At 62.0% G+C, this 26,474-nt stretch carries 29 protein-coding genes; 17 read left to right on the forward strand and 12 right to left on the reverse strand.

Going from position 1 to position 26,474, the window contains the following annotated elements; translation table 11 throughout:
* The first annotated feature begins 3 nt into the window (after nucleotides 1-3).
* Both ACFT1A_RS19735 and ACFT1A_RS19740 read left to right on the forward strand, forming a co-directional pair.
* Entirely contained in the window at nucleotides 4-954 is a 951-nt protein-coding gene (locus ACFT1A_RS19735; protein WP_378448365.1) for a carbohydrate ABC transporter permease, read from the forward strand.
* A gap of 8 nt (nucleotides 955-962) precedes the next feature.
* Nucleotides 963-1,880 carry a carbohydrate ABC transporter permease gene (locus ACFT1A_RS19740; protein ID WP_378448366.1) on the forward strand — a complete coding sequence of 306 codons (918 nt, stop codon included), beginning with the start codon at nucleotides 963-965 and terminating at the stop codon, nucleotides 1,878-1,880.
* A 13-nt stretch (nucleotides 1,881-1,893) separates the two neighbouring features.
* Here ACFT1A_RS19740 and ACFT1A_RS19745 read toward each other — a convergent pair whose 3' ends face one another.
* Entirely contained in the window at nucleotides 1,894-2,343 is a 450-nt protein-coding gene (locus ACFT1A_RS19745) for a hypothetical protein (protein ID WP_378448367.1), read from the reverse strand.
* 305 nt (nucleotides 2,344-2,648) lie between these two features.
* Between ACFT1A_RS19745 and helR the strand changes: the two genes are divergently transcribed.
* On the forward strand, nucleotides 2,649-4,871 hold the full coding sequence (helR, locus tag ACFT1A_RS19750; protein WP_378448368.1) for an RNA polymerase recycling motor ATPase HelR: 2,223 nt from the start codon (nucleotides 2,649-2,651) through the stop codon (nucleotides 4,869-4,871).
* Here the strand turns inward: helR and ACFT1A_RS19755 are convergent.
* On the reverse strand, nucleotides 4,833-5,594 hold the full coding sequence (locus tag ACFT1A_RS19755) for an IclR family transcriptional regulator (protein ID WP_378448369.1): 762 nt from the start codon (nucleotides 5,592-5,594) through the stop codon (nucleotides 4,833-4,835). The genes helR and ACFT1A_RS19755 overlap by 39 nt on opposite strands.
* A 69-nt stretch (nucleotides 5,595-5,663) precedes the next feature.
* Between ACFT1A_RS19755 and ACFT1A_RS19760 the strand changes: the two genes are divergently transcribed.
* From ACFT1A_RS19760 to ACFT1A_RS19780, 5 genes are all read left to right on the forward strand, one after another.
* Entirely contained in the window at nucleotides 5,664-6,491 is an 828-nt protein-coding gene (locus tag ACFT1A_RS19760; protein ID WP_378448370.1) for a 2-keto-4-pentenoate hydratase, read from the forward strand.
* The gene (locus tag ACFT1A_RS19765; protein ID WP_003943168.1) at nucleotides 6,488-7,432 is read left to right on the forward strand and encodes an acetaldehyde dehydrogenase (acetylating); all 945 of its coding nucleotides are present in this window, start codon (nucleotides 6,488-6,490) and stop codon (nucleotides 7,430-7,432) included. Before ACFT1A_RS19760 ends, ACFT1A_RS19765 begins: the two co-directional genes overlap by 4 nt.
* Complete coding sequence (gene dmpG, locus ACFT1A_RS19770) at nucleotides 7,429-8,457, forward strand: 4-hydroxy-2-oxovalerate aldolase (RefSeq protein ID WP_030537431.1); 1,029 nt, start codon at nucleotides 7,429-7,431, stop codon at nucleotides 8,455-8,457. Before ACFT1A_RS19765 ends, dmpG begins: the two co-directional genes overlap by 4 nt.
* 160 nt (nucleotides 8,458-8,617) lie before the next feature.
* Entirely contained in the window at nucleotides 8,618-9,331 is a 714-nt protein-coding gene (locus ACFT1A_RS19775; RefSeq protein ID WP_378448371.1) for an NUDIX domain-containing protein, read from the forward strand.
* A gap of 19 nt (nucleotides 9,332-9,350) precedes the next feature.
* Entirely contained in the window at nucleotides 9,351-9,812 is a 462-nt protein-coding gene (locus ACFT1A_RS19780) for a DUF6389 family protein (protein WP_378448372.1), read from the forward strand.
* A gap of 85 nt (nucleotides 9,813-9,897) precedes the next feature.
* Here the strand turns inward: ACFT1A_RS19780 and ACFT1A_RS19785 are convergent, their stop codons facing one another.
* Nucleotides 9,898-10,206 carry a DUF664 domain-containing protein gene (locus ACFT1A_RS19785; protein WP_378448373.1) on the reverse strand — a complete coding sequence of 103 codons (309 nt, stop codon included), beginning with the start codon at nucleotides 10,204-10,206 and terminating at the stop codon, nucleotides 9,898-9,900.
* Between the two features lie 133 nt (nucleotides 10,207-10,339).
* Entirely contained in the window at nucleotides 10,340-10,816 is a 477-nt protein-coding gene (locus ACFT1A_RS19790; RefSeq protein ID WP_378448374.1) for a hypothetical protein, read from the reverse strand.
* Between the two features lie 372 nt (nucleotides 10,817-11,188).
* On the opposite strand from ACFT1A_RS19790, the gene ACFT1A_RS19795 reads away from it, so the two are divergent.
* Entirely contained in the window at nucleotides 11,189-11,560 is a 372-nt protein-coding gene (locus tag ACFT1A_RS19795; RefSeq protein ID WP_378448375.1) for an SdpI family protein, read from the forward strand.
* Nucleotides 11,561-11,604: 44 nt separating this feature from the next.
* On the opposite strand, the gene ACFT1A_RS19800 is transcribed toward ACFT1A_RS19795, so the two are convergent.
* The 4 genes from ACFT1A_RS19800 to ACFT1A_RS19815 form a co-directional block, all read right to left on the reverse strand.
* On the reverse strand, nucleotides 11,605-12,639 hold the full coding sequence (locus ACFT1A_RS19800) for a MerR family transcriptional regulator (RefSeq protein ID WP_378448376.1): 1,035 nt from the start codon (nucleotides 12,637-12,639) through the stop codon (nucleotides 11,605-11,607).
* A gap of 13 nt (nucleotides 12,640-12,652) precedes the next feature.
* On the reverse strand, nucleotides 12,653-13,318 hold the full coding sequence (locus ACFT1A_RS19805; RefSeq protein WP_378448377.1) for a HEAT repeat domain-containing protein: 666 nt from the start codon (nucleotides 13,316-13,318) through the stop codon (nucleotides 12,653-12,655).
* Nucleotides 13,319-13,400: 82 nt separating this feature from the next.
* On the reverse strand, nucleotides 13,401-13,871 hold the full coding sequence (locus tag ACFT1A_RS19810; RefSeq protein ID WP_378448378.1) for a DUF2269 family protein: 471 nt from the start codon (nucleotides 13,869-13,871) through the stop codon (nucleotides 13,401-13,403).
* Between the two features lie 34 nt (nucleotides 13,872-13,905).
* Nucleotides 13,906-14,580 carry a DJ-1/PfpI family protein gene (locus tag ACFT1A_RS19815; RefSeq protein WP_378448379.1) on the reverse strand — a complete coding sequence of 225 codons (675 nt, stop codon included), beginning with the start codon at nucleotides 14,578-14,580 and terminating at the stop codon, nucleotides 13,906-13,908.
* A 205-nt stretch (nucleotides 14,581-14,785) separates the two neighbouring features.
* Here ACFT1A_RS19815 and ACFT1A_RS19820 point away from each other — a divergent pair, with 205 nt between their 5' ends.
* Nucleotides 14,786-15,730, forward strand: coding sequence for a GlxA family transcriptional regulator (locus ACFT1A_RS19820; RefSeq protein ID WP_378448380.1), 945 nt, complete (start codon nucleotides 14,786-14,788; stop codon nucleotides 15,728-15,730).
* 9 nt (nucleotides 15,731-15,739) lie between these two features.
* Here ACFT1A_RS19820 and ACFT1A_RS19825 read toward each other — a convergent pair whose 3' ends face one another.
* Both ACFT1A_RS19825 and ACFT1A_RS19830 read right to left on the reverse strand, forming a co-directional pair.
* Nucleotides 15,740-16,837, reverse strand: coding sequence for an ABC transporter substrate-binding protein (locus ACFT1A_RS19825; protein WP_378448381.1), 1,098 nt, complete (start codon nucleotides 16,835-16,837; stop codon nucleotides 15,740-15,742).
* 99 nt (nucleotides 16,838-16,936) lie between these two features.
* Nucleotides 16,937-17,608, reverse strand: a complete 672-nt coding sequence (locus ACFT1A_RS19830) for a DNA alkylation repair protein (protein WP_378448382.1) — start codon at nucleotides 17,606-17,608, stop codon at nucleotides 16,937-16,939.
* A 146-nt stretch (nucleotides 17,609-17,754) separates the two neighbouring features.
* Between ACFT1A_RS19830 and ACFT1A_RS19835 the strand changes: the two genes are divergently transcribed.
* Complete coding sequence (locus ACFT1A_RS19835; RefSeq protein ID WP_378448383.1) at nucleotides 17,755-19,101, forward strand: APC family permease; 1,347 nt, start codon at nucleotides 17,755-17,757, stop codon at nucleotides 19,099-19,101.
* Nucleotides 19,102-19,126: 25 nt separating this feature from the next.
* Nucleotides 19,127-19,495: a hypothetical protein gene (locus tag ACFT1A_RS19840; RefSeq protein WP_378448384.1), complete on the forward strand. Its 369-nt coding sequence runs from the start codon at nucleotides 19,127-19,129 to the stop codon at nucleotides 19,493-19,495.
* A gap of 57 nt (nucleotides 19,496-19,552) precedes the next feature.
* Here ACFT1A_RS19840 and ACFT1A_RS19845 read toward each other — a convergent pair whose 3' ends face one another.
* A complete protein-coding gene (locus ACFT1A_RS19845) occupies nucleotides 19,553-20,257 on the reverse strand; it encodes an SDR family NAD(P)-dependent oxidoreductase (protein ID WP_378448385.1) in 705 nt (234 codons plus the stop codon).
* Nucleotides 20,258-20,315: 58 nt separating this feature from the next.
* A complete protein-coding gene (locus ACFT1A_RS19850) occupies nucleotides 20,316-21,143 on the reverse strand; it encodes a dTDP-4-dehydrorhamnose reductase (RefSeq protein WP_378448386.1) in 828 nt (275 codons plus the stop codon).
* A 376-nt stretch (nucleotides 21,144-21,519) separates the two neighbouring features.
* Here ACFT1A_RS19850 and ACFT1A_RS19855 point away from each other — a divergent pair, with 376 nt between their 5' ends.
* The 5 genes from ACFT1A_RS19855 to ACFT1A_RS19875 all read left to right on the forward strand — a co-directional run bounded on the left by ACFT1A_RS19855 (nucleotide 21,520) and on the right by ACFT1A_RS19875 (nucleotide 26,237).
* Nucleotides 21,520-22,158 (forward strand): helix-turn-helix transcriptional regulator, encoded by a 639-nt coding sequence (locus ACFT1A_RS19855; RefSeq protein ID WP_378448387.1) that lies wholly within the window; start codon nucleotides 21,520-21,522, stop codon nucleotides 22,156-22,158.
* A 104-nt stretch (nucleotides 22,159-22,262) separates the two neighbouring features.
* Complete coding sequence (locus tag ACFT1A_RS19860) at nucleotides 22,263-23,246, forward strand: DUF1254 domain-containing protein (RefSeq protein WP_378448388.1); 984 nt, start codon at nucleotides 22,263-22,265, stop codon at nucleotides 23,244-23,246.
* Nucleotides 23,195-23,623, forward strand: coding sequence for a DUF1214 domain-containing protein (locus tag ACFT1A_RS19865; RefSeq protein ID WP_378448389.1), 429 nt, complete (start codon nucleotides 23,195-23,197; stop codon nucleotides 23,621-23,623). The genes ACFT1A_RS19860 and ACFT1A_RS19865 overlap by 52 nt, the downstream gene beginning before the upstream one ends.
* A 129-nt stretch (nucleotides 23,624-23,752) precedes the next feature.
* Nucleotides 23,753-25,546, forward strand: coding sequence for an AMP-dependent synthetase/ligase (locus ACFT1A_RS19870; RefSeq protein WP_378448390.1), 1,794 nt, complete (start codon nucleotides 23,753-23,755; stop codon nucleotides 25,544-25,546).
* Between the two features lie 34 nt (nucleotides 25,547-25,580).
* On the forward strand, nucleotides 25,581-26,237 hold the full coding sequence (locus ACFT1A_RS19875; RefSeq protein WP_378448391.1) for a TetR/AcrR family transcriptional regulator: 657 nt from the start codon (nucleotides 25,581-25,583) through the stop codon (nucleotides 26,235-26,237).
* The last annotated feature ends 237 nt before the right edge of the window (nucleotides 26,238-26,474 follow it).

Here is a 26,474-nt window from a genome sequence, read left to right on the forward strand (position 1 = left end):
AACATGTTTGTCGAAGTTCCAAGTACCGGCGGGTCGGAGCGTGCCATAGCGGCGCGCCCGGCCCGTTCCGGGTGGGCACCCCGCGCCTGGGTGCCATACCTGTACCTGTTGCCGGCAGTGGTGCTGTTGATCGTGTGGATCTACAAACCGCTCGGCGAGACTGTCAACCTGTCGTTCTACAAGTGGAACATGGTACCTACCACTCCCAAAGTGTCGGTAGGACTGGATAATTACACGCGGGTTCTCTCGTTGCCCGAGTTGCATCAGGCGCTGCGGAACACCGTGGTCTACACACTCGCCTTCATGCTGTTCTCGCTGTTGCTGCCGATCCTCATCGCGTTGGTGTCCAAACGGATATCCGGACGGTCCAAGACGATCTATCAGGCTCTGATCTTCGTCCCGTTCCTGGTGACACCGATCGCTGGCAGTGCCGTGTGGCGTTGGCTCTTCAATCCCGACGGCGGCGCTGTCCCGAGGGTGGCCGCAACGTGGGGAATCGAGATGGGCAACATCTTTCGTGATCCGAAGTTCGCATTACTCGGTGTGGTCGTGATCGTCGGATGGCAAATGCTCGGCTTCGGAGTGCTGGTCATTTCAGCTGGGCTGGCGGGCATCAATCCGGATTACGCTTCTGCGGCATCACTCGACGGGGCGTCCGAGGCGACGATCACCCGAAAGATCACGCTGCCGCTACTCTCCCCGACGCTGGTCTTCCTGGCCCTCATGACGATCCTGTTGGGTGCGCAGTGGGCGTATCCCGTGATCGACATTCTCACCCAGGGTGGACCGAGCGGCGCGTCCACGAACATCTATTACCTGTTGTACCAGTTCGGTTTCCAGAACTTCGACGCCGGACTGTCAGCTGCCGCAGGCACTCTCTTCTTCCTCGGCTTCGGAATCATCGCCGTCATCTTCGTCCGCCTGTCGGACCGGCTGAGCTTCTACGACAATTAGGAACTGACATGGCATTTGTTCTGGTCGACGCACCCGGCCATCCACGTGGTTCCGATGCGATCCCGGTGGTGGAGCACCTCAACGTCCGGAGTGAGAGCAACGACGGACCGGTACGGTCCCGGTCTCGAACGCGACGGGTGGTCGGGCACGTTGTCCTCGCGGCCGTGACCGTGTTCAGCATTTTTCCGATCTACTGGCTGTTTGCCACGGCCTTTCGTCGCCCTGACGATTCGCTGTCGGCGACCCCGCTCCCCTCGCCCTTCAGCCTCGAGAACTTCCGATACGTGTGGAACACGATCCCGATGGCGTCGATGATGGTGAATACCTTCACCATGGCGTTGGCCATGTCGGTCAGCCAGCTGTTCGTCGCAATCCTCGCCGCCTACGGGTTCGCACGGTGGAACTTCTTCGGCAAGCAAGCGTTGTTCCTGCTCTTCGTCGGGTCGTGGTTGGTTCCGTTTCAGGTCACGATGATCCCCAATTACCTGCTGATCTCCCAGATGGGCTTGCTCAACGCCGTTGCAGGCATCGTGATCCCGAACTTGTGCTCGGCCTTCGGAGTCCTGCTGATGCGACAGCACATGGAGGCATTTCCGCGGGAGCTATTGGACGCCAGCCAAATCGACGGTCAGAACTCGTGGGCAACGCTGTGGAAGGTGGTGCTGCCCAACATGAAGCCTGCTCTCGCAGCGTTGGGAATCATGCTGTTCATCTCTGCTTGGAACGAATATCTCTGGCCCGCGCTCATCATGCGCCAATCGAATTCCGTGCTACAGATCGGTATCCGCAGTTTCCTCGGCGCCGAGGGGAATAATTGGGGCGCCATCATGGCGGCGTCCGGACTGGCGTGTTTACCGATCTTCCTGATCTATCTCTTCCTTCAGCGCTACGTGCGCGACGCATTCGTTCAATCCGGCCTCAAATAGCAGACTGCTGTTCTCAGAAACTGTCTACCGGGCACAGGAATTGGCGAGATTCGTTCCAGAAGGGGAAGAGGTCGGTGGTTGTGGCCGTGGGGTAGTCGATCCCGGCAAGATTGTAGAAATCGAGGATCGTCCTACCCGCGGTGGCACTGACCTCGCATGCCTGCAAGCTCAGCTTCGCCTCCGCCACGAAGCCGATGCTGCGGGCGAAAGGTCCGAGAGTCCCGGCATTGACAAAACTCTCGAGGTTTTGTCCCCACTGGTTGTAGTCGGACTGCAAAGTGAAGCTGCATGTTTCACCGAACAACTCGGTACAGGTTGTCGGTTGTCCGCCGATCGTGTGAACCGTATCGGCGAGCTCGTGCGAAGCGCCTTCTCGGGGTGACCCCGAAACGAACAGCAGGATGGCGACGGCGAGGGCACACACCAGCAGGATGCTCGCAGCGGTTGCCAGTATCGCCTTCACAATCCCTCACTCCACCCCTCGCTCCACGTAAGTTCATGAGGGCTACCGATTTTGGAATGCCGGCCACTTCTCTGTACCCGTGGTATTCGGGGTCCAAACATCGCCAGACTGGGAGCCATACGTCAGTCTGGGGAGCTGTGAGAGGAGCTGTGTAAGAGGAAAAGAGGAGGATCAACGCTCCCTCCACTATCAATATATAGCCCACCGGGGGGCTTGCGGCAAGGCCCGGATAGTGCCGCAGAATGGCTCTTCCGATCCCGTACGGCCGACTACGGGATCGGAAGAGCCAGCGGAAGTGAGGGCATGTGCCAACTCAGGGATACGAAGACGAACTGCAATCCGAGCGGAACTATGTGGAGGGGCTCTACGCGCGACTCGACGCCGAACGGGCCCGAGTCAAGGGTCGGTACAGCACCGCTCTGCGCGGAGACGGCCAAGCACTCATGGAACGCGATGCAGAGGTACGCGCGCTTGCCAAAGAGGTGAAAAGGCTGGATGTAGCCGACAACGGACTGTGTTTCGGCCGGTTGGACTCACTGTCGGGTGAGACTTCGTACATCGGGCGTATCGGCCTTCTGGACGCGGACAACGACTACGAACCGGTTCTGCTCGATTGGCGGGCGCCGGCATCTCGCCCGTTCTACGTCGCCACCGCTGCGAACCCGGAGAACATGCGTCGACGCCGTCAGTTCCACACACGGAGTCGACGCGTGGTCGATTTCACCGACGAGGTACTCGGGCGCCCCGAGGGTGGTGAACGCGACGCCCGCGGGGACTCCGCCCTGCTCGCGGCGGTCAACGCACCGCGAGGTGAGGGCATGCGGGACATCGTGGCCACGATCCAGGCCGAGCAGGACGACATCGTCCGTCTCGAGCACCCTGGAGTGTTGGTGATCGAAGGTGGCCCGGGCACCGGGAAGACCGTCGTCGCCTTGCACCGCGTCGCCTACCTTCTCTACACGCAGCGAGAACGTATGGAACGTCACGGAGTTCTTGTGGTCGGGCCCAACCCGGCGTTCTTGAACCACATCGGCCGCGTACTGCCCTCACTGGGTGAGTCCGACGTGGTCTTCATGACCACCGGTGATCTTGTCCCCGGCCTACGCGTCACCGCCGAGGACATCCCGGGCGCCGCTGAACTCAAGGGTTCACTGAAGATCCTGGATGTGCTCAGCGCGGCGATCGCCGATCAGCAGCGACTGCCCGAGAGCCCGCTGTCGATCGAACTGGCGGACGTCACAGTGCGGATCGACGCCGAAACCGCGGAGTGGGCCCGAGAAGAAGCCCGCGCCAGCAAGCTCCCCCACAACGACGCTCGCACGGTGTTCACCGAAATCCTCACCTGGGCACTGACCGAACGGGCGATAGCGCGCATCGGAAAGGGATGGTTGACCCGCAGTGACCGTGAAGCGTGGGAGCAAGTGCGCGCAGATCTGACCGCAGAGTTGGCGGAGAATGACGCGTTTGCCGCAGCGCTCGACGCACTCTGGCCGATCCTGACACCGAAAGAGCTACTGACACAGCTGTTTAATTCTCCGGAACGCCTACGGGCAGCAGGTGCGGACGAGACATTGTTGCGCCGAGATGGCGAAGCCTGGACCGTGTCCGACGTTCCGCTTCTCGACGAATTGGTGGACATGCTCGGCCGGGACAAGCCTGTGGATCAGAGCGCCGAACGCGAACGCCAGGACGAGGCCGCGTATGCGGCGGGTGTGCTGGACATGATGATCAGTCGCGAAGACCTGATGGACGACGAAGACCATCTTCTCGCCCAGGACATGCTGTACGCCGAGGACCTGGCAGACCGTTTCGTCGAACGTGACACCCGGGAACTCGCCGAACGCGCTGCTGCAGACAGAGACTGGACGTACCGGCATATCGTCGTCGACGAGGCACAAGAACTGTCCGAGATGGACTGGCGGGTCCTGATGCGCCGTTGCCCGGACCGGTCATTCACGGTGGTAGGCGATCTCGCGCAACGACGTTCACCCGCAGGTGCCCGCTCGTGGGCGACGATGATGGAGCCGTATGTCCCCGGTCGCTGGATCTACCGATCACTGTCGGTGAACTACCGCACTCCAGCCGAGATCATGAGTGTCGCCGCCGCCTTGCTCGCCGAGTTCGCGCCGGGAGTCCAACCACCCGAGTCCGTTCGCGCCTGCGGGGTCCAACCGTGGTCCAAGCGAATCTCCGCCGACGAACTGGCGTCCGCCGTCGACGAATTCAATCAGGACGAGGACGGACGCGAAGGTACGAGCATCGTCATCGGACCTGCGGATGTGCCAGGCGCTGTGCCGGTTTCGGAAACGAAGGGTTTGGAGTTCGATGCCGTGCTTGTCGTGGAACCGGAGCGGATCATTGCCGACGGCCCCCGCGGTGCGTCGGAGCTCTATGTCGCCCTCACCCGCGCCACCCAACGTCTGGGCGTCTTGCACGAGGGTCCGTTGCCGCAGGCCTTGACCGGACTCGTCGAGGTCGGGACGGCGAGGTCACCGCAATCGTTCGCGACGAGCGATCGTGCTGTGTAGGCCTTCGGCAGCAGCGCGCACGTAGGACACCTGGCTCTCGGGGACGAAGCGACTGGTGGGACCGGTGACACTGATGGCCGCGACGGGTTTGTCATTGGTTCCGAATACCGGTGCCGCAACACACGCAAGACCCGGCGCCGATTCCTCGCGCTCGAACGCAATGCCGGTCTCGACCACTCTGTTCAGTTGGGTGTTGAGAATGCCGGGCGCGACAATCGTGTGCGGGGTTCGGCGCGTCATCGGTTCCGACAACACTTCGCGGCGAAATTCGTTGTCGGAGAAAGCGAGGAGCGCCTTTCCGATTGCGGTGCAATACAGCGGTATCCGGCCGCCGGTCCGAGAAGGGGAGTTGGCTTGTCGATGGCCGCCGATCTTCGCGACGTAGACGACGTCGTGGCCGTCACGGACCCCCAGGTGGACTGTCTCGTGGGTCCGCTCGTACAAGTCCTGGAGGAACGGCATCGCCATCTCCAGAAGGCTCCGTTCGAGAGAGGCGAGCATGCCGAGTTCGAAGAGACCACCGCTGAGTCGGTAGCCACCGTCGAGTCGGTCGAGTAATCGGTTCGCAACCAGTTCGTTGGCCAGGCGGTGCACGGTTGCCTTGTGCAGGCCCGTCCGCTGGACCAGGGCAGCCAGAGGCAACACGTGGTCGTCGGCCCGGAAGGCGCGCAGGATCGTCACCGCCTTGCCGAGCACGGTGTCGAGGTTTGCGCTGCCAGTCACCTCCCCAGCGTATCGCTGAGTGAGACAGTTCCCTGGCGCAATCTCGGCGCCGCGGCGAAAGTAGTGGCCATGAGCCAGCCCACGAATACCAGTACAGCTAGCGAGACCGACATCGCAGCTGCTGCGGACCGCCTCGCAGCCGCCATCGCGAGCGGTACTCCCTGCGCGCCAGTGCGCGATCTGATCGGCGCCGACGACCTCGTCGCCGCCTACGCCGTCCAGCGTCGCGTCGACGAAATCCGTCGGCAGGGCGGGGCCGTGGTCGTAGGCCGCAAGATCGGCCTGACCTCGGTGGCAGTCCAGCAGCAGCTCGGCGTCGACCAGCCCGACCTCGGCGTGCTGTACGCCGACATGGAGTTCCCGGCCGGCGGCGTCATCCCCATGAGCCGTTTGATCCAGCCCAAGGTCGAAGCGGAAGTGGCCTTCGTGCTCGGCGCCGACCTTGTGGACGGGCCACTGGACAGCGCCCAGGTCCGCGGCGCGATCGACTACGCCGTCGCGGCGATCGAGATCTGCGACAGCCGCATCGAGTCGTGGGACATCAAGTTCGGTGACACGGTCGCCGACAATGCGTCCTCGGGCGTCTACGTCCTCGGAACCGAACGCCGCACCCTCGACGAGGTGGAACCCGCGGGCGTCGTCATGTCGATGTCCGTCGACGGCACCGAGGTCTCCACCGGCGTCGGAACCGCCTGCCTGGGCGATCCGATCGAAGCCGTCGTCTGGCTCGCCCGCACGGCGCGCGAGTTGGGGCAGCCGCTGACCGCAGGCCAGGTGATCCTGTCCGGCGCACTCGGCCCCATGGCGCCGGTCACCGCAGGCAACGAAGTCACCGTGACCGTCTCCGGGCTCGGTTCCGTCACCACCAGTTTTTCCAGCGAAGAGGACAACGCATGAGCAAGGTCAAGGTCGCGATCATCGGATCGGGCAACATCGGCACGGATCTGATGATCAAGGTGCTGCGTAACTCCGACTACCTGGAGATGGGCGCGATGGTCGGTATCGACCCCGCGTCGGACGGCCTCGCTCGCGCGGCGCGTCTGAACGTGCCGATCACGGCAGAAGGCGTCGAAGGCCTGGTCGGTCTGCCGAACTTCGACGAGATCGAGATCGTCTTCGACGCCACCTCGGCAAAGGCTCACGTGGCCAACAACGCGCGGCTGGCTCCCCTCGGCAAGCGCATGATCGACCTGACGCCTGCCGCGATCGGACCGTACGTCGTACCGGCCGTCAACGCGGACGAGCACTTGGACGCACCCAACGTCAACATGGTGACGTGTGGCGGTCAGGCCACCATCCCGATGGTTGCCGCTGTTTCTCGGGTGGTTCCGGTGGCGTACGCGGAGATCGTCGCGTCCATCGCCTCCAAGTCGGCCGGTCCCGGAACGCGCGCCAACATCGACGAGTTCACCGAAACCACGTCCGAGGCGATCGTGGCAGTCGGCGGCGCTCGTCGCGGCAAGGCCATCATCATCCTCAACCCCGCTGAGCCGCCGCTCATCATGCGCGATACGGTCTTCTGCCTCGTCGACGCGCCGGATCCGGCTGTTCACGACGAGATCCGTCAGTCGATCGAGAAGATGGTCGGCGACGTCTCGGCATACGTCCCGGGCTACCGCCTCAAGCAGGAAGTCCAGATCACCGAGATCCCGGCCGACCAGCCGGTCGAGACGTTGCTCGTCGACGGCAATCGTCCTACCCACCAGGTGTCGGTATTCCTCGAGGTCGAGGGTGCTGCGCACTACCTGCCCGCGTACGCCGGCAATCTCGACATCATGACGTCCGCCGGAATGCAGATCGCGGAGCGCATCGCCCAGCAGAAGGAAGCAACCAAGTGAGCAACCGCAAGATCTTCGTCCAGGACGTCACCCTTCGCGACGGCATGCACGCTGTTCGCCACCGCATCTCGCCGACCGACGTCAAGCGGATCGTCACAGCTCTCGACGCTGCCGGCGTCGACGCGATCGAAGTTGCGCACGGCGACGGCCTCGCTGGTGGCTCGCTCAACTACGGTCCCGGCTCCAACACCGACTGGGAATGGATCGAAGCAGCAGCCGAGGTACTCGAGCACGCTCGCCTCACCACGCTGCTACTGCCCGGTGTCGGCACGATCAGTGAACTCAAGCATGCCTACGACCTGGGTGTACGTTCCGTTCGCGTTGCCACCCACTGCACCGAGGCCGACGTCTCCGCGCAGCACATCGAGACCGCCCGCGAGATCGGCATGGATGTCTCAGGCTTCCTGATGATGAGCCACATGGCACCGGCCGAGGAGTTGGCGAAGCAGGCCAAGCTGATGGAATCGTATGGCGCGCACTGCGTCTACGTCACCGACTCGGGTGGGCGCCTGGTGATGAACGACGTCGCGGATCGTGTTCGCGCATACCGCGATATTCTCGATGAAGGCACCGAAATCGGTATCCACGCCCACGAGAACCTTTCACTCTCGGTCGCCAATTCTGTTGTGGCCGTGCAGAACGGCGTCACGCGCGTCGACGCTTCCTTGGCCGGACACGGTGCCGGAGCCGGCAACTGCCCCCTCGAAGCGTTCATCGCCGTTGCGAACATCGAGGAGTGGGAGCACGGCTGCGACCTGTTCGCACTGCAGGATGCTGCCGACGACATCGTCCGCCCGCTGCAGGACCGGCCGGTCCGCGTCGATCGAGAGACCCTCACACTGGGCTACGCAGGCGTGTACTCGAGCTTCCTGCGCCACGCGGAGGCTGCGTCGGAGCGCTACGGAATCGACGTTCGCACACTGCTGCTCGAAGCCGGACGCCGCCGTCTGGTGGGTGGCCAGGAGGACATGATCGTCGACATCGCGCTCACCCTTGCAGCGCAGGCGAGCAAGGAAGCTGTCTGACGCGCTGCCGAGTTCGCTGATACCCGAGTCCCGCTCCCGTCTCCGGACGGGGGCGGGATTTCTCAGTTGGGCTGAGAGGTTCCGCCGCGACGCCGCTCAACCTCTGAAACTGTTGTTGCCCAATAACGGCGAGGTGCCGATCTTCGCTACGGTGGATGACATGACCGAATCTGACAGCCGGCTGATACACCCAACTGCAACGGCGGGTTGCGCCGGCGTCGACATTCCGGACAGCCGGGGTCGCACCGGCCTCGACCGAACAGGCTTCGGGCTGCACGGTAATCCGAATGTCGAGGTCGAACGAGTCGAGGTCACCTCAGACGGTTGGCATGTGTTGCGTCGCAGCACCTTCACGTACCGGCGACGGGACGGGACTCTCGAGACGCAGCAACGTGAAACCTACGACCGCGGGAACGGCGCGACGATCTTGCTGTACGACCCCGAACGGCGCACCGTCCTGCTGACGAAGCAATTCCGCTTTCCCGCTTACGTCAACGCACACCCCGACGGAATGTTGATCGAGACCGCAGCCGGTTTGCTCGACGACGACACGCCGGAAGTAGCCATTCGGCGAGAGACGAGCGAGGAGCTTGGCGTCGCGATCGGTGAGGTGCAGCATCTGTTCGATCTGTACATGAGCCCCGGATCCGTCACCGAGAGAGTGCATTTCTACGCCGCTCGATACAGTCCGGCGGACAGAACCGGCAGCGGCGGCGGGGTGCCAGACGAAGGCGAGGACATCGAAGTCCTGGAGTTGCCGTTCGACACGGCACTCGACATGGTCGCCGGCGGAGAGATCGTCGACGGTAAGACGGTCATTCTTCTTCAATGGGCTGCCATGTCGGGGGCACTGACTTCGAAGTCGATTGCCTGAAATTCTATATCCTGTGCCGATGGAACCTGCCGAGTACCGTGACGCGCTGAGGTCTGTCCTCGACACCGCATCGTCGGTAGTCGAAAGCCGGCTGGCGGCGATGCGCGCCGCGGCGACAGCACATACCGAAGGCATTGTCATCGACGTCTCCGTGGACCAGGACGGCGAGGGCACTTTCGGCGTCTGGGCGCGATTCGACGATCCGGATGCGTTCAGTTTGAATCAGCAAATCGGCGACGAGCGGGAGCTTTTCAGCGTGATCTGGGGTGAGGAAGGCTGGGAGCCACCGGTTCCCACTCGTCCGCGAGAGTGGTCACGCACAGAACTCGAGAAAGTTATCGTCGGTGTCGTCGCCGAGTGGATCGGCGCGCTCGTTCCCCCGACTGCATCCGAACTGCACTGGGAAGTAACAACTCCCGACGGAGCGACCGACCCGATACCTGTGGGCCCCGATTTCAGTAGTGGACATTCGCCTCGATGAAGCGCGGAAGCTGTCGGCGAGACGGACGACTTCGAGCCACTGTTGTGATCGATGTTGCGATGTCACCGACCGGTCGAACCGTCGATCAGTTCGCGGAGGATGTCAGCGTGCCCCGGCATGGCGCCCGGTCTCTTCGCTGAAACGTCGCTTTCCAATCCGTCACGTTTTCGGCGAGAAACATCGATCGTTCGACAAAGGTCAAATGATTGACCAGCCCGAGCAAGGTTGTTCCCGACCGAACAATTGTGGTGCGCACCTGAGGTTCCGGAGCACCTTCAACCTTGGCAGCGATCGAATCACGCAGGTAATCGTGAAACGCGCGCAGCGTATCGGTCTCGCTAATCCCTGTCCGGGGCGGTGGGACATCACGGCGGCTCCGACGCGACGTTGCCATGGTGGATCTCCTTCCTCGGTGAAGAACGACGAAGAGGCTTCATTCCTGGATAGGCAGTACCGATCCTTCCGAACTCACGCCGATCCCGCATCAAATTTTGCCGTTGCGGCAAAGGCTGGCTTTACTGCCGGTATCACCGCGCCGAATGCAGGTCGCGCACAAGTTGAGGTGTCCGCCACTTGCCGACCTCGAACGGCCACCGCCGCAGCGGATAAGCGAGACGGGCCACGAAGTAATTGACGTATTCGACGACGCCGAAAGCCCACACCACCATGATGGCCGCCGCAGTGACGAAATGATCTGGTAGCCAAATGAGCACGCCGAGGAGACCGACCGCCAAGACGACAATGTCGAGAACCCGAAACACACGGTAGAGCGCCGCGAGGCGGGCCGGCATCGGCGCCTGCTCGACCCAGCCTCGGGCAAGCAGCCAATAGACACCCGCTTGCACGAGAACCACGAGCAATGGGGCCAGCGCCGACCACAGCGCCGCGGAGTCTTTCGGACCTTCGAGCCGAGGCATCACGACGCTGACAGCCACGGCGGCAAACACTCCCGCGGCGGCCAGTTCGCCAAGACCGAGGCTCAGGTACCTGCGTCGCAAACTCATTCGCCGTTGATCCACCACGTGAGAAACCATATCCGTTGATCACCGCGCAGCGGGTGCGCAGCAGCTTCGAGGCTTTGCCTGAGATCGATCAGGCTCGCAGCCAAAGGAATACGGTTCACCTCGACTTGATTCGGGCGGATCATCCGGCACGTGTTGGCTGATCCGGCCGGTCTTTTCTGCCTAGGTGATCCGCACTAGGGCTTGTCTGAAAACTAGTCCGAGATCGAGTCCACTGCTCATCCGACAAAGCCTGAAAGTGCGTCACCTGATCAGCAGTACATACATTCGTTCGCATACAGTCGGATGTGTCCCAGCGGCACCCAGACTGGAATGTCCGCTGTGTTCAAAATCTGCCGACAGGGGGCTGGACGGGTGGGATCGCCTGACTTACTGGGTCTGACGGCCTCACTGTCGTCGTCGACGCTTATCCTCGCCTTCGCTGCTGGGCTCATGCCGCGACTGGTCGGTGATGAACCGAATCCCGTTGTCGGCATACGAACGAAGGCAACGATCTCGAGCCCCGAGGCGTGGCAATTGGCCCATCAGATTGCGCGGCCGCTTCTACGGCGGACGGTGTGGACAGCCGTAGCGGGACTGTGCCTGCAGGTCGCGATCGGTGTCGTGACAGGTTTCGGATCTGTGGGCTCGGCTGTCGCTTCAACGGTCGTGTTTACATCAGTGCTCGTCGTCCTGCTCTATGCAGCGTTGAGAGGCAACGCCGCAGCAAGATCGTTGCGGCGTTGACCGCCTGGGCTCGCAGTTTTCAGACGTGCCCTGGTTCTCCGATTTCAGCTCCCGATACGCGGTCGTTCGCGTGGGCGTGGTCCACGGTCCCGCATCTCGAGGATCGCGGCTGCCGTCGACGCGATCGTTTTGTCGTCGTCGTGGGTGAGCCGGGCGAGCGCTTCCCGTGCTGCCGCGCCGGGAATCTCGGCGAGCGCCTGCGCGATCCGCAACCGCGTCGGGGCGTCGTCGGTGTTGTCGAGCCTGTCCTGCACTGCCGCGACGACTTCGCCGCTTGCAGGTGAGCGCTCCGCCAGAAGGCCCAATACCTCGCCGGCCTCGACGTCGCGTCGCCCGTCGGCGACCATCTCGAGGAGAACGGGCATCGAGACGGCCTCTCCGCGAGTTCCGAGGGTGAGAGCAGCGTCGGCGCGGACTATCGCGTCCGAATCATCGAGAGCAATCATCCGAGACCGCGTTGCTTCCTCGGTGTGGATCCCGGAGATGGCGGACATCGCGCGGCGCCGCACCTCGACGTCCTCCGATTCGAGCCCCTTCGCGAGACCTGCAAGGCCCGCACCTTCGGTCCTCGCCAACGCCCATTGCAACGCGCCGGCCACATTGGCATCCTTCTCCGACAGGATGGCCTCGACGAGTGCGTCGACGGGCAATGCCGCATTCGCATCCTGCGACAGGATCGCTTGCTGACGGTGGGCAGCGAACTCGGATTCGAGTGCACGCAACAGCGAGACCATGCGCAGGACGTCATCCCACTCCGAAGGGGCGGATGCGTCGACCCTTTCGAGTTTGGTCAGCAATTCTTCCTCCGCCGCGATCCGTTGCCGAGTGTGTTGCATGAGTTCACCCACCAAATCGGCCGGGGCGAAGTCAGGTTCGTCCAGTGCACGCTTGGCCTCGTTCAGCGAAAGCCCCAACGTCCTCAGGCTCTCGACGTGGAAGAGTCGACGGATGTCGTCGGCGGAGTACTCGCGGTAACCGCCGGAGGTGCGGCCCGTCGGCTTCACCAGTCCCAACGTGTCGTAGTGACGCAGCATCCGTGTGCTGACACCACAACGCCGCGACACCTCGCCGATCAACATCCGTCTCCCCTTCCTACGCGTCCGGGCCGATTGCCGCGACGCGCTTCGCCAACTCGTGTGAGAGAGCGAACCCACCGTCGGGGTCGTGCCAGAGTTGCTTTGTAGCATCAGCATGCGCCCGAACACGCGGATTCGGGCTTGCACCGGCCACGTCGAGCACAGGTAGTACAGCCTCGCCGAGTCCTGTCAGAGCTCGGCTGAGACTGAGCTGCATCTGGAGTTCGCCCCGCCCGAGTTCGGTGGCCAGCTCGGCCGCGAGCGCGCCCTCGTCTCCTGACGGCACGAGGGCCACAGCCGCACGCCACGCACTGCGCACGACCTCGTCGTCCTGGTCGTGAACCAGCGCAGAGACCGCGGGCCAAGCGATCGGATCGCCGATCTTGGACAAGGTGTGGAGCGCCTGACTGCGGGCTTGCGAACCATCGGACCCGAGCTCACGGATCAGCTTCGGTACCGTGATTTCGGCCGGCAGGCGGCACAACGCCCAGGTCAGCATGTCGCGGACGAAGAAATCCGGCTCGACGGCACACCGATCGACCAGAGCAACCGTCAGCTCAGGGTCCGGGCGTGTGCCGGCGGCTAGCGCGGCGCGCAGCCGAACCGAGGGATCAGCTGCGGCCAATGCGTCGACGAGGTGAGCATTCTGCCCACCGTGGTTGGTTGTGTTCACGACAACCACCTCCTTCGTCGACCATTGGAGTCCTTGTCACTGTGTCAAGGTCAAGCGGCGCTGTCACCGACACGTGAAATATCGCCTCGGATCACACGCCGGTTGTCGATCCTGGCCGAAAGATCATCAGCACAACGACGACGACCCACAGCAGATTGAAGATTCCCGTCGCGGCACCCAGTCGGCGGGTGAGCCGCGTTGCGACGTCCACGCCGGACCCAGCTCCTTCGATCGCCGCCAGAATCAGCCGCTGGGCGGGAAGCACTACCGCTGTAAGTACTGCGGCGGCAACGGCGGTGAGTGCGATCGAGGTGATGAGCCACACGTCGCCGAGCACCCCGAGATTTACGGCGGTCGCGACACCGAGCATCGGAACGACAATGCCGATCGTGGCGTACACCCGAACGATGCGATGCAGCATGCCCGTCGTGGCAACACTGGCGCTGTCCGGATCGGCGAGCGCAGCGCGGCTCGCCACCGGGAACATACTCGCCGCCACCGCAACGGGGCCGATGGCAAGAATGGCCGCAATCACGTGGAGCGACAGCAGGATTCCGGTCATGAGACTTCTCGCGTTTCGGTACGCGAAAGCACTCTCACGCGGCGTCCGGGGCGAAGGAGACCACAGGCTCCGCGCCCTTCGCCGACCACACCGTTCCACGACGCTCGTAGTCGAAGAGCGCTTCGACCTCGAGACTTATGCGGGGTCCGAGGCATCGTTCCAACAGGTAGAGGCCCAGGTCGAGACCGGATGTCACACCGCCGGCAGTGATCAGGTCACCGTCGTCGACGATTCGCGCCTGGATCGGAATCGCACCGCCGGCTGCCAGCGCGTCCACGGCAAGATGGTGCGTCACGGCTCGGCGCCCGTCGAGAAGCCCCGCCATCGCCAGCGCCAGCGATCCTCCGCAGACTGTCGCAACGAGAACCTCAGGATCGTCGAGTGCGCGGCGCATCATGACCGGCAGCTCGGTTTCCGTTGTGGCGGAGAGCCTTTCCGGCAAACTGGCACCCGGCTCGTCGGCATTGGGTTCGAAGAGACCCGAAGCTCCAGGAACGATGATCAGATCCGCGTGTTCGACATCGAGGGTTGCAGTGGCGGTCATCGCGAGTTCACCACTCCCGCTCACGACGGTCCGAGGCCCTTCCGCGCTGACGAGTTCGACGCTCAACGCCCCACCGCTGGCGAGACCCCCGGCGTAAAGCACCTCGTACGGACCCACGACATCCATGGGATCGAATCCGTCGAACAACACGATTTGCGCGTGCACTGCAACCTCCGATTTTGCGCGACGCACTCCTGCGCACGTCGCTGTCCCCACGACAGTAGGAGCAAGTTCGCCTCCACGGCGACGGCTGAAAGCCAACCTTCGACGGTTTTCAGCCAATCTCAAGTACGCGTTAAAATCCCAGTTGAGAGGCTCTTTCGGAACGCAGGGCCATCACTTTCAGTGCTATGTACGCTACGTTTCAGACATGCATGACGTTGCAGTTCTCGCGTTGCCCGGAGTGGTACCGATGGACCTGGCGGCACCCCTCGAAGTCTTCGGACGATGCCGGCTTCCCTCTGGCACACCGGCGTACCGGACTGTGGTGTGCGCGCTCACCGAGGAGGTGGAGACCGGAACGTTCACGATGCGAGTACCGCACGGACTGTCACGTCTCGCCCAGGCCAGCACGATCATCGTCCCCGGCACCGCCGATCTCGACGTGCCGGTCGACGCCGAGATCATCGACGCCCTCAGATCAGCCGCAGATCGCGGCACACGCATCGCATCACTGTGCGTCGGCGCATTCACGCTCGCCGACACCGGCTTACTCGACGGACTTCGCGCGACGACGCACTGGGCGGCCGCCTCGGAGTTGGCGCGTCGGCACCCGGCCATCGACGTCGATGCCGCCGTTCTCTACGTCGACAACGGGCACATCCTGACTTCGGCGGGCGCTGCGGCCGCACTCGACCTCTGTCTGTACATGGTGCGTCAGGACTACGGGTCTGCCGTCGCCGCCGACACTGCACGTCTGAGCGTGATGCCGCTCGAACGTGCCGGAGGGCAAGCACAATTCATCGTCCACGAGCCTCCCGTACCCAGCGGGACAACCCTTCGTCCACTGCTGAACTGGATGGAAGAGAATCTCGGGGAGCAACTCGACATCACGACAATCGCGGCCAGGGCAACGATGAGCACCCGCACGCTCAACCGCCGCTTCCAGGAACAAATCGGCACGACGCCGTTGCAGTGGCTCCATCACGCGCGGCTCCGCCAAGCGCAATTTCTGCTCGAGACTACCGACCACTCGATCGAACGTGTTGCGGGACAAGTCGGATTCAATGCCGTCACCACGTTCCGCGAACGCTTCCGAGACCTGGTCGGCACCAGCCCACAGCGGTACCGGACACAGTTTCGAACTTCCCGCTAGCGGGCCGGGTCAGCCCTTGACGTTGCCGGCAGCGGTGTTCAGAACTGTGGCGACGTCGTCGAGGATGTACGGGATGGTCAGGACCGTCAGTCCGCCGAACGCGAAGTTCTTGTCGACGCTGAAGTCCTTGGTGGATGCCGTACGCCCATCGACGATCACCGGCTGAGCTGCCACCAGTGGCTCGGCGAGGAACGCGTTCAGAGAGTCCTTGTCGTAGGCCACCACGAACAGCACGTCAGACGCAATCAGCGGCACCTGCTCGGTGCTCAGCTCGAAGTACACGGCCTCCGGATCCTTGGCGGGATCGGCCTGCTGGATCGTCGGCTCGTTCTTCAGACCCAGCTGCTCGAGGAACTCGACACGCACGTCGGCGTTCTTACTCACCGCGAACGTGCTCGGGCTGTTCGGGAGTGCGATGGTGACGGTCTTACCTTGCAACGCAGGGTTCTTCGCAGCCGTCGCGCTGATCGCGGCGTTGGTCTTGTCGATGAGCGTGCCGGCCTCGGCCTGTTTACCCAGCGCCTGACCGGCGATGGTCACCTGGTCTTGCCACGACGCGGTCCACGGCTCGTCCGGGAAGGAAACCACCGGCGCGATCTTCGACAGTGCGTCGAATTCCTGCTGAGTGAGCCCGGAGTACGGGGCGAAGATGAGATCTGGTTCAGCCTTGGCGAACTGCTCGACAGGTGCTTCGCCCGTTCCGTCACCCGACAACAAGGTGGGCTGCTCGCCACCGAGCTTGTCGAGTGCCTCGGCGTCCCACTTCAGAATGCCCTGCGCGTCGGCCCCGTACTGAGGTCCGGAGAAAGTGGGCATCGCGACCGGGACGACACCGAGCGCCAGGAGGGCGTCCTGATTGGACCATCCCCAGGTTGCGACCCGCCTGGGCTCCTCCTTGATCTCGGCCGTGCCGAGGGCCGAGGTGATCGTCACCGGGAACGCGGCGTCGACTGCGGATGACGTCCGGGTGCTGTCTTTGTCGCCGTTGCTGCTGCAGGCCGCCATTCCGGCCGCCAGGCCGCACGCCGCCAGGACGGCCACCATGCGGCGGACACGGCTGCCACCACTTCGTCGCTCTGACAGCCCTCGTCCCGAAATTCTCGCCACGCCAGGACCTCCCGGTCGATCGACCTGCTCAGACACCCCGAGCGGGTGACGGCGCCTAACGTAGCATGAAGGTAACCCTATCCTCAGTTGTCTTGCACCCTACTTTGCACTCTGTCGTCGCACCATCTCCGCGATCCAGATGGGCGCAAACGGCGAGGTGCAGTTCGGGGGAGTCGGGTAATCCTCGAGCACCCGCAGTCGCTCACCGATCTCGATTGCCCGGGCGCGGTACTCGACATGTTCGATCCCGATCTGAGCCAGGCAATGATTCATCGCCCATTGCAGGCGGTCAGGAGCATCCTTCATCTCCGCCTCGATGACGTCGAGTAGCCCTGAAAGGTCAAGGCCCTCAGGCTTCTTCGCGACACGTTCGGTGGTCAGAGCCCACCCGGCGCTAGCGACCACAGGATCAGGGTCAGCGGTCCAGGCCACCCGCAACTCCTCGGCGTGCGGGTTCTTCTTCACCACGTAATTGACGAGCCAGTCCTGCACCTTCGGAGTGCGGGCCTCTCGCAACATGACATCCAACTCGTCACGCTCGAACGCCTTCGGCCGGCAGATCAAAAGGGCCAACAACCGCGCCGCGGTATCGCCCGTCGCCCAAAGCTGTTGTGCGAGTTCCTGCTGAGTCTTCAATCGCTTCGCAACAGCGCGCAGTTTTGTGAGGTTCACACCGTGATCGTCACCGTGCTTCTCGTTCACCGCACGCGCCTTCGGATCTTCGAGAGCAGCCAACTCGTCCATCACCGCGGCAACCGTCGTTTCGGCCACTTCGTCCTCCAGTCACTACTTCTGCGATTCCCCTACAAGCAAAGCACGGGAAGGCGGGGGACCTACGTTTGAAACTTCGGCCAATGGGTACATGACTGCTCCTGAGGTGGCGGCACGTCACCATGAAGACAGGATGAACCTTGCACATGCGACGCGCCGCGAGGGCCGAGAACGTGGACGAAACCGCACACCGCGACGAAGGCGGCGGTACGAACACTCTCACCCGGGCGATAACCGGCCCACTCCTTTTCGTGTTCATCCTCGGAGATGTTCTGGGCGCCGGTATCTACGCATTGGTGGGCGTCATCGCCGGTGAGGTGGGTGGAGCCGTCTGGGTCCCGCTGCTCGTAGCGCTGGTCATGGCGTTGTTGACAGCGACGTCGTATGCCGAACTGGTCACCAAATATCCGCGCGCGGGCGGTGCTGCCGTGTTCGCTCAGCGGGCGTATGGGAAACCACTGATCTCGTTCCTCGTCGGCTTCTCGATGCTGGCGGCCGGTGTCACGAGTGCAGCGGGACTCGCTCTCGCATTCTCGGGCGACTATCTCAAAGCGTTCATCGACGTCCCGACAGTTCCGGCAGCGCTCGTCTTCCTTCTACTGGTGGGACTTCTCAATGCGAGAGGCATCAAGGAGTCGATGCGCGCCAACGTCGTCATGACAGTCGTCGAGGTCACCGGCCTTGTCCTGGTTGTTGTCCTTGCCTGCATAGTTCTCGGGCACGGCGACGGAACCCTGAGCCGCGTCGTCGAATTCGACGACAGCCGATCACCCGCACTCGCAGTGTTGGCAGCTGCGTTGCTTGCCTACTACTCGTTCGTCGGCTTCGAAACGTCCGCGAACGTCGCCGAAGAAGTGAAGAACGTGAGCAAGGTCTACCCACGCGCACTGTTCGGAGCCTTGCTGACAGCGGGTGCCGCCTATGTCCTCGTCGGCCTCGCTGTCTCGGTGGTCCTGCCCGCCGCCGAACTCGCCGCATCCTCCGGCCCCCTGCTGGCAGTGGTGTCTGCCGCCGACGTCGGTGTTCCGCCGCGCCTGTTCAGCCTGATCGCACTGGTCGCCGTCGCCAACGGCGCACTGCTGACGATGATCATGGCGAGCAGGCTTACATACGGAATGGCGTCGGAAGGCCTGCTCCCGAGCACATTTGCACGGGTGCTGCCGCGTCGCCGGACCCCCTGGGTGGCGATTGTCGCGACCACAGCCGTTGCCATGGCTCTGTGCGTCACCGGTTCGTTGTCGGCCCTGGCGGAGACGGTGGTGCTCCTGCTGCTTTTCGTATTCATCAGCACCAACATCGCCGTCCTGGTCTTACGTCGTGACGCAGTGCAACACAAGCACTTCCGAACGCCGATCATCTTTCCGATCCTCGCTCTCGGTACGTGCGTTGCATTGCTCACCCAGCAGAGCGCAGCGACATGGTTGCGGGCATCTTTGCTCCTGGCCGTAGGAGTGGTGCTGTATGCCCTCTCCCACCGTCGATCCACGAAGTGAGGTGCGATGTTCAGGAGGGGGTGTGATGACCGACAGTTCTGAGGCGTCAGATGTCATTCAGCGTCGGGAGCGAAAGATCAACAGGCGAACCCTGACATACGGGCTGTCCGTCGTTCTGGCTACCGCGGTGCTGGTTGTCGCGATCGTGTGGTTGGGCTCCCGAAGAGGCGAATGCTTCGGCACCGACGCCTTGCTGTGCTCACCGAAAGATCGCCGACTGGCAGTCTTCGTCCCGAGTCTGATGTTGCTGCTCGGGACCGTGGGCGCGTTCTTGCGGGCCTCCCTGCGATTACACCGGCTGCGGCGCCTCTACATCCGTCCTTACCTGGCGTGGGCCTTGGCGGGACTCACCCTGACGTATCTGATCGGAGCTTACTTCTTGATCGGGGTTTAGATCCCTTAATACGTCTGCTCGGCAACCAGATTCACCGACAGAGTCGACAGCCGTGAATCAGAATCGCGGATCGTCGATCGCAGTGAGGACTATTTCCCGCACTGACGCCGAAGACGACAAACTCGAGATCGAGCGCACCGTGTCCACAACGTCATGCACCGGGACCAGTGAACCCTCTCCCCTGGCCGCAGCGATGTCTCGGGGCACATCGAGTCCATCTTCTGTATTGAGATATCCGAGGTGCAGGACCGTCACTGCGAGTCGGTCCTTCCGGTAGCCCTCTCTCACCGCGTCGGCCATGCCGTTGATCGCGGACTTCGATGCACCGAACGCAACCTCCGGCCTACCACTTCGCGGGAGACCCGAGGTAGAACCGGTCAGGATGATCCGAGGTCGAGGACGGCCGATCATCCGGGGGATCAGGCGCTTGAGCAAGAGAATCGTGCCAATAACATTGGCATTGATCATTTCCAGCATTTCGACATCGGATTGATCTGTGAACGCATAATCGGAAGTGAAGGCATCCCCTTCCCAAATTCCGACGTTGCAGATCAGGGTATCTACACCACCGACAAGCTCCTGATCGATCGAATTCGCTGCCGTAACAGGGTCGGTCAGGTCGGCTTCGATCCACTCGGAGACGTCGAACCCGTCAGGACGCCGACGCGATATGCCGAGAACATCGTGGCCATCGCTCCTCAGACCCTCGATCAACGCACGACCAAGACCTCGGCTCGCACCGACAACAACCGCCCTCGCCACAATTACACCCTTCGTCGCTTGCTCATTCCCATCCTATCGATCCGGTGGTCGCCGATAATCAGCTCGTCAGGTTCGAGTGATCACGAAAAGTGTCGGAAAGTGAACGAGGCTCCCTCCCGAGCACCTCGTACACACCGCTGGAAATGTAATCGTCACGACCTTTGGATATCGCAACGAACAGGTTTGTCAGCGACTGCACGAAGGATTCAGGAATTCCCATACGTGCTGCATCGGATTTCCATTCGAGAACGGAGATCGATTCGAATCTCCCTGCATCCGTGCCGGTTACATCGGTGAGAACCCGGAGCGCTTCCTCGAATGAGTAGGACTTCGGACCCGTCAGCGGCAAAGGACCGCTCGGTGAAGGGTCGTCCATGGAAAGGATGGTGGAGGCCACTTCGGCGATGTCTCGGTAATCGATGAACGGCTCCGAACCGGCTCCCGCTGGGAGCCTCAATGTGCCGGTGGCCTGAAGTAGCCCTGCGAACATACCCGTCGTGAAATTCTGCGCGAACCAACTCGGCTGAAGGAAAGTGCTCTTGACCGCCGACTGGGCAAACGCGAATTCGGCGCCGACAGCTATGCCGTCACCACTGACGGATGGGTTTCGGGCCGTCAGAACAACTGCGTGTTCGACTCCACAACTCTCCAGAAGGTCCACGAAGGCAACAAAATCCACCAATCTTTCGGGTAACACCACGTACGCGCGCGAGACGCCTCCTACTGCTTGCCGCCACGTATCCTGCGTGAACCAGTCAAAGGGTGTGGACGCAGACGAACGAGAGGCTCGCAGTACGGCGTGTCCTTCCCTCTCCAGTGAATCAGCCACTATCCGACCGGTTTGGCCAGTGCTTCCGAGTACCAGAATCTCTCTACTTTTTGCCATGGTTGAACGCTAGTTTCATGGACGGTCAGCTCACCATGCTCGAGGGTTCGGTATCCATGTGATTGCGTTTCGCCCCTCCAACTCTCCCTGTGCCTAGGATCAGGAGATGCTCAGTCCCGTAGACAGCGCACTCTCGGCATTTCGTATCGTGAACTTCGGTATCGTGAATCCCGGTATCGTAAATCCTGGCATCGAGGACTTCAGTGCGTCTCCAGAGTCGTCGACATTCGAAATGGGATCCTCGCGAAAGTTCTTGATTTTCAGCAACACTGAAGTGTTACTGGAGATTACATCGACCACTTCTCGCGGAGAAGTTACAGCGCTCCGCGCGGGCGAGGTCGCCATACTGTGCCTGTCCGGCGAAGGTAACTTTCGTTTGTCCGAACCACATCAAGATTCGGATCGATCGGAAAAGTCGAGCCATCCACCCGTCCTCGTATTCTCCTTCGAGTCGGCAGGAAATCTGTATTCGATTCTGGAGCATCACCTTCCGAATCTCTTGACGTCCGAAACCTCAGAGGTCAACTCGGTATCCCGCGCCCTGCAGTCGCTTGCTCGGGAACACGACAACTGGGCAGATGGGAGAGGTTTCCCGTCCACGGCAGTCAGACTCCTCGAGTCGATTGTCTGCCTGATGCTCGCGGAGTGGTCTGCCGGCTGGAATGTGGGAAACCTGTCGCACGATCCCCGTCAATCGATCAGCGCCGTATTGCGCGAGGTCTACTCGAATCCCGGGAAGAAATGGACTCTGCCGGCGATGAGCGCCATCGCCGGCATGTCTCGATCCATGTTCGTCTCTGAATTCAAGAGTTCCGTCGGTGAACCCCCGATGCAACATCTGCGACGGTGGAGGCTGGCACTGGTCGCAGATTCGTTGATCGTCGATCCAACGCTCACATTGGATCGTCTGGCGAAGAAGACCGGATATTCGGATGCGTTCAATCTCAGTACCGCGTTCAAGACGCATTACGGGGTTTCTCCATCTCAGTACCCGTCTCGCGTTCGAACCGAATAATCCCTACCAGCACATCACCCGTTTCGAATGAGTCGCGATGCGCCCGGAGCAGCGAGGCTGTGGGGAGCGTCAACGCGCCAGGCGAAACGAGGAGAGGTTCGAGGATGTCGAATCAAGCAGATGGGAATGCGATCGATCGCGGAATTCATCGACGTGCCGTCGAGGCGGCAGTCTGGGGTATGGCCGCAGTGAACTACGAAATCATGCGCTCGAAGATGGCGCCGGAGGGAAAGAACGAATTTCTCTTCTGGTCAAGTCTTTTGGACTGGCAGAATCAAACATTGACGCCCAATCCGGACCTGATCTACTACATGGCCTTCATAGACCCGGGGCGGGACGGTCCGATGGTCATAGACATCCCGGCAGGATCCGACGATCACGTACTCAACGGCAGTGTCTGCAACGTCTGGCAGGTACCGCTCGAAGACGTGGGGAAGTTCGGCGCCGACGAAGGCAGAGGCGCTCGTTATCTCGTCCTGCCGCCTGGCTACGAAGGCCGAATTCCCGAAGGATACGTTGTGTTGCAATCCGATACGAATCGGGTGTACGCATTGTTGCGATCGGTGCTCCCCGCCCCGACCCAAGCCGCCCTCGACTCAGGATTGGAGTACTGCAACAGGATTGGCATCTACCCGCTCGCCGAGGCGGACAATCCGCGGGCGACGGCAAGGAGAGACCTGCGCGGCCAGGTGGTCGACACACGGATTCCGTACGACATCCGATATTGGGAAGCGTTGGACCGCACGGTGCAGGCCGAGCCCTGGCTTCCACGTGATCGCGCCTTCGCGGAGATGTTGAAGTCGATCGGCATCGAGCGCGGACGGCCGTTCACGCCGTCGCCTCAGCGGATCGCGCTGTTGGAGAGCGCGATACAGGAAGCGCACGAGTGGCTGCGGGAACTGTACGAGCACGAGCCGTCGTTCTTCGAAGGCCGACAATGGTTCTTTCCGGCCGGGCGCGATTTCATCGAAGGGCGAATCGCAACTTCGCGAACGGCGAGGTCTACCCGTATACCGACCGCGGCGTGGTCTATCACATGGCCTTCATCGGCCTCAAGAGGTTGGGCGTCGGACAGTTTTACCTTGTGAACATTCGAGATCGCGCGGGCAATCTGTTTCGCTCCGATCGCACGTACCGGATGCGCGTACCGTCCGGTGTACCTGTCTCCCAATACTGGTCCGTGACAATGTATGACGGCAACGACCACACCTTCATCCGTCGTGCTACGAAATTCTCGGTTTCCTCTCAAACCCCCGGAGTGAAAGTCAACGACGACGGGTCCCTCGACGTGTACTTCGGACCGAAGGAAATCCCGGGCCTGGAGTCGAACTTCATCGCAACCGGCGCCTCGGACACGTTCGAGCTGATGTTCCGCTTCTACGGCGTCGGGCCCGAAGTGATGTCGAAAGAATGGGAGTTGGACGATGTCGACCTGATCGACGTCGACGAATCCGGCACTTCTTAGGCTCGGCGGGGCCGGACGTTGCGCGCGACGCGGAGGCAGCACTCGACAAAGTGAGATACGTGTGTCTAACATTTGTCGAACTCGGCGGGAGACTGCCGTCGAGCTGCCCCTCGAAGGGAATCGACAGACATGCGTGCTTTCACCTCACCAGTCACTTTGACCGTGCCGAGCCGGATATCTCTGGCCGATAACGTGTTTCGCTACGCCGACGAGTCACCGGACTTCGTCGCGTTCAAGAAACGCGGCGAGGACGGGCAGTGGGCTGATGTCACCGCGGCAGAATTCGCGGAGCAGGTCACAGCTGTTGCTGCAGGGTTGATCGCCTCGGGTATCACCCTGGGGGATCGCGTGGCGATCATGGCATCGACGCGTTACGAGTGGGTGCTTCTCGACTACGCGATCTGGACCGTTGGTGCATGCACCGTCACCGTCTACGAGACCTCGTCCGCCGAGCAGGTGTCGTGGATTCTCGACGATTCCGGGGCCGTCCTCCTCGTCGTCGAGACCCCCGCTCACCGCGAACTCGTGCACACGATCGGAAACTCCCTGGACAAACTCCGCGAAACGCTGCAGATCGATGCGGGCGCCATCGGTGAACTCGCGCGGCGTGGCGAGGCGACAGACCGGAAAGAAGTCGAGGCCAGGCGCCGAACCGTCACAGCTTCGACGCCCGCCACCCTGGTATACACATCCGGGACAACCGGACGCCCCAAAGGGGTCGTGTTGACACACGGCAACCTGTTCGCAGAATCCATGGCTGCACGAAATGCACTGTCTGCAGCCCTGCGCGACGGGAAGCGCACTCTCATGTTTCTCCCGTTGGCACACATCTTTGCGCGAGTGGTCTCGCTCAGTGCCTTCGATGCAAAGGTCACCGTCGGGCACACGTCGGACTGGGCCACCTTGGTTGACCAATTCGCCGAATTCAAACCGCATTTCGTCCTGTCCGTACCGCGCGTCTTCGAGAAGATCTACAACGGCGCCAGGCAGAACGCGCAGGACGCAGGCCGAGGCAAAATCTTCGACGCAGCGGCCGATGTGGCCATCGAATGGAGCCGCTGCCGTCAGTCGCCTGAGCGCGTGGGGCCAGGACTGGCGCTCAAGCACCGGATCTTCTCCTGGGTCGTCTACCGGAGAATCAAGACCGTGCTCGGAGGCCAGTGCACCCACGTCGTCTCAGGCGGCGCACCCCTGGGGACACGCCTCGGGCATTACTTCAACGGCATCGGTGTCCCCGTGCTCGAGGGCTACGGATTGACAGAAACCAGCGCCGCGATCACCTTGAACACACCGAGCCACCACAAGATCGGTTCAGTGGGAAGACCTTTCGACGGCCATTCGGCAAAAGTTGCCGACGACGGAGAACTCCTCGTCAAAGGTCCCGTCGTCTTCGGTCAATACTGGCACAACGAGGGCGCCACTTCGGAAGCCTTCGACGACGGATGGTTCCGGACCGGAGACTTCGGGACCATCGACGAGCAGGGCTACGTCTTCATCACCGGCCGTAAGAAGGAAATACTGGTCACTGCTGCAGGAAAGAATGTCTCGCCGGCCCCACTCGAGGATGCCCTCCGCGCTCATCCCCTGATCAATCAGGCAATGGTGCTCGGCGACGCACGACCATTCATCAGCGCGCTGATCACACTCGATTCCACGGCACTTCGGGCGTGGCGGGAGCGGAAAGGCCTGCCCCAGGAAGTATCAGTCTCCGATCTCGAGCTCGTTCACGGCCTGCACGCCGAAATCGACAGGGCTGTATCGGAAACCAACAAGATGGTCTCGAAGGCGGAACAGATCAAACAGTTCCGCATCCTCGACACCGAATGGTCTCAGGATGCCGGAGAACTGACGCCGAAGCTGTCGCTCAAGCGTGACATCGTCCTCGCAAATTACGCTTCCGACGTGGAGGCGATCTACGCCTGAGGTCTCTGCGTCGCCCACCGAGCGAGGGACTATCATGTACGACGTGCAGGAGGTGAGCGACGAGACTCGAAACTACGGTGGTCGACCGGTCTCGGCTCGCCGTGCCGAAAGGCGGCTGCAGTTCATTTGGGCTGCGCTGGAAGTCTTCTCGGACAAGGGATACGCATCGAGTTCGGTCGCGGACATCTGTACCGCTGCAAGCCTTGCAAGACGACAGTTCTACGACGAGTTCGACAGCCGCGAAGATCTGTTGATCGCACTGTACGACCAGATTCAAAGCGATGCGCGGGACGCGATGTTGACTGCGATTGCTGACAGAAAACCCGTCACACTCGCCGATCTCGCGGAAACGGCGATGACAGCGTTCGTCGAGTCGATCGGCAGCGATCCTCGGCGAGCTCAGATCTCGTACGTAGACATCGTCGGGGTCAGCCCGCGGGTGGAAGCGCACCGCGTAGAGCGGCGCACAGAATGGGCAGCGTTCTTCAAATCGACAGTTCAAAATGCCGTGGGTGAGGATTTTGTTCCCCCCGGCGGATACGACATGGCGTCGACGGCCTTCATCGGCGCACTCATAGCGCTCGTGCATCAGTGGAGCACCGCGACCACTCGCCCGCCCGTCGACAGTCTTGTCAAAGTCATGTCCACGATTCTGAGCGCACTGATCGGCACCGACACCTCGATCGGCTGATTCGACCGCGGCACACTGCCCGGTGCGGCGCCGGATCGGTTTCGAAATCCGACCTTAATCCCTCCGGAGCTTTTCGGCGTTCCGGCACTTCCGCAGGCCAGGAGTCTTTCTCGGCCGCAACCCACCGCGCAAACACTCTCGTGGACGCCCACTGTGGCGAACCCCGGTGAGCGATGACCATTGCGAGTCCCGTCACAAGTGCGCTACTTTGAAAGAAAGTTAGACAACAATGTCTTA

Origin of the sequence: Rhodococcus sp. NPDC057135 (assembly GCF_042670865.1) — a bacterium.
Classification (GTDB): domain Bacteria; phylum Actinomycetota; class Actinomycetes; order Mycobacteriales; family Mycobacteriaceae; genus Rhodococcus_F.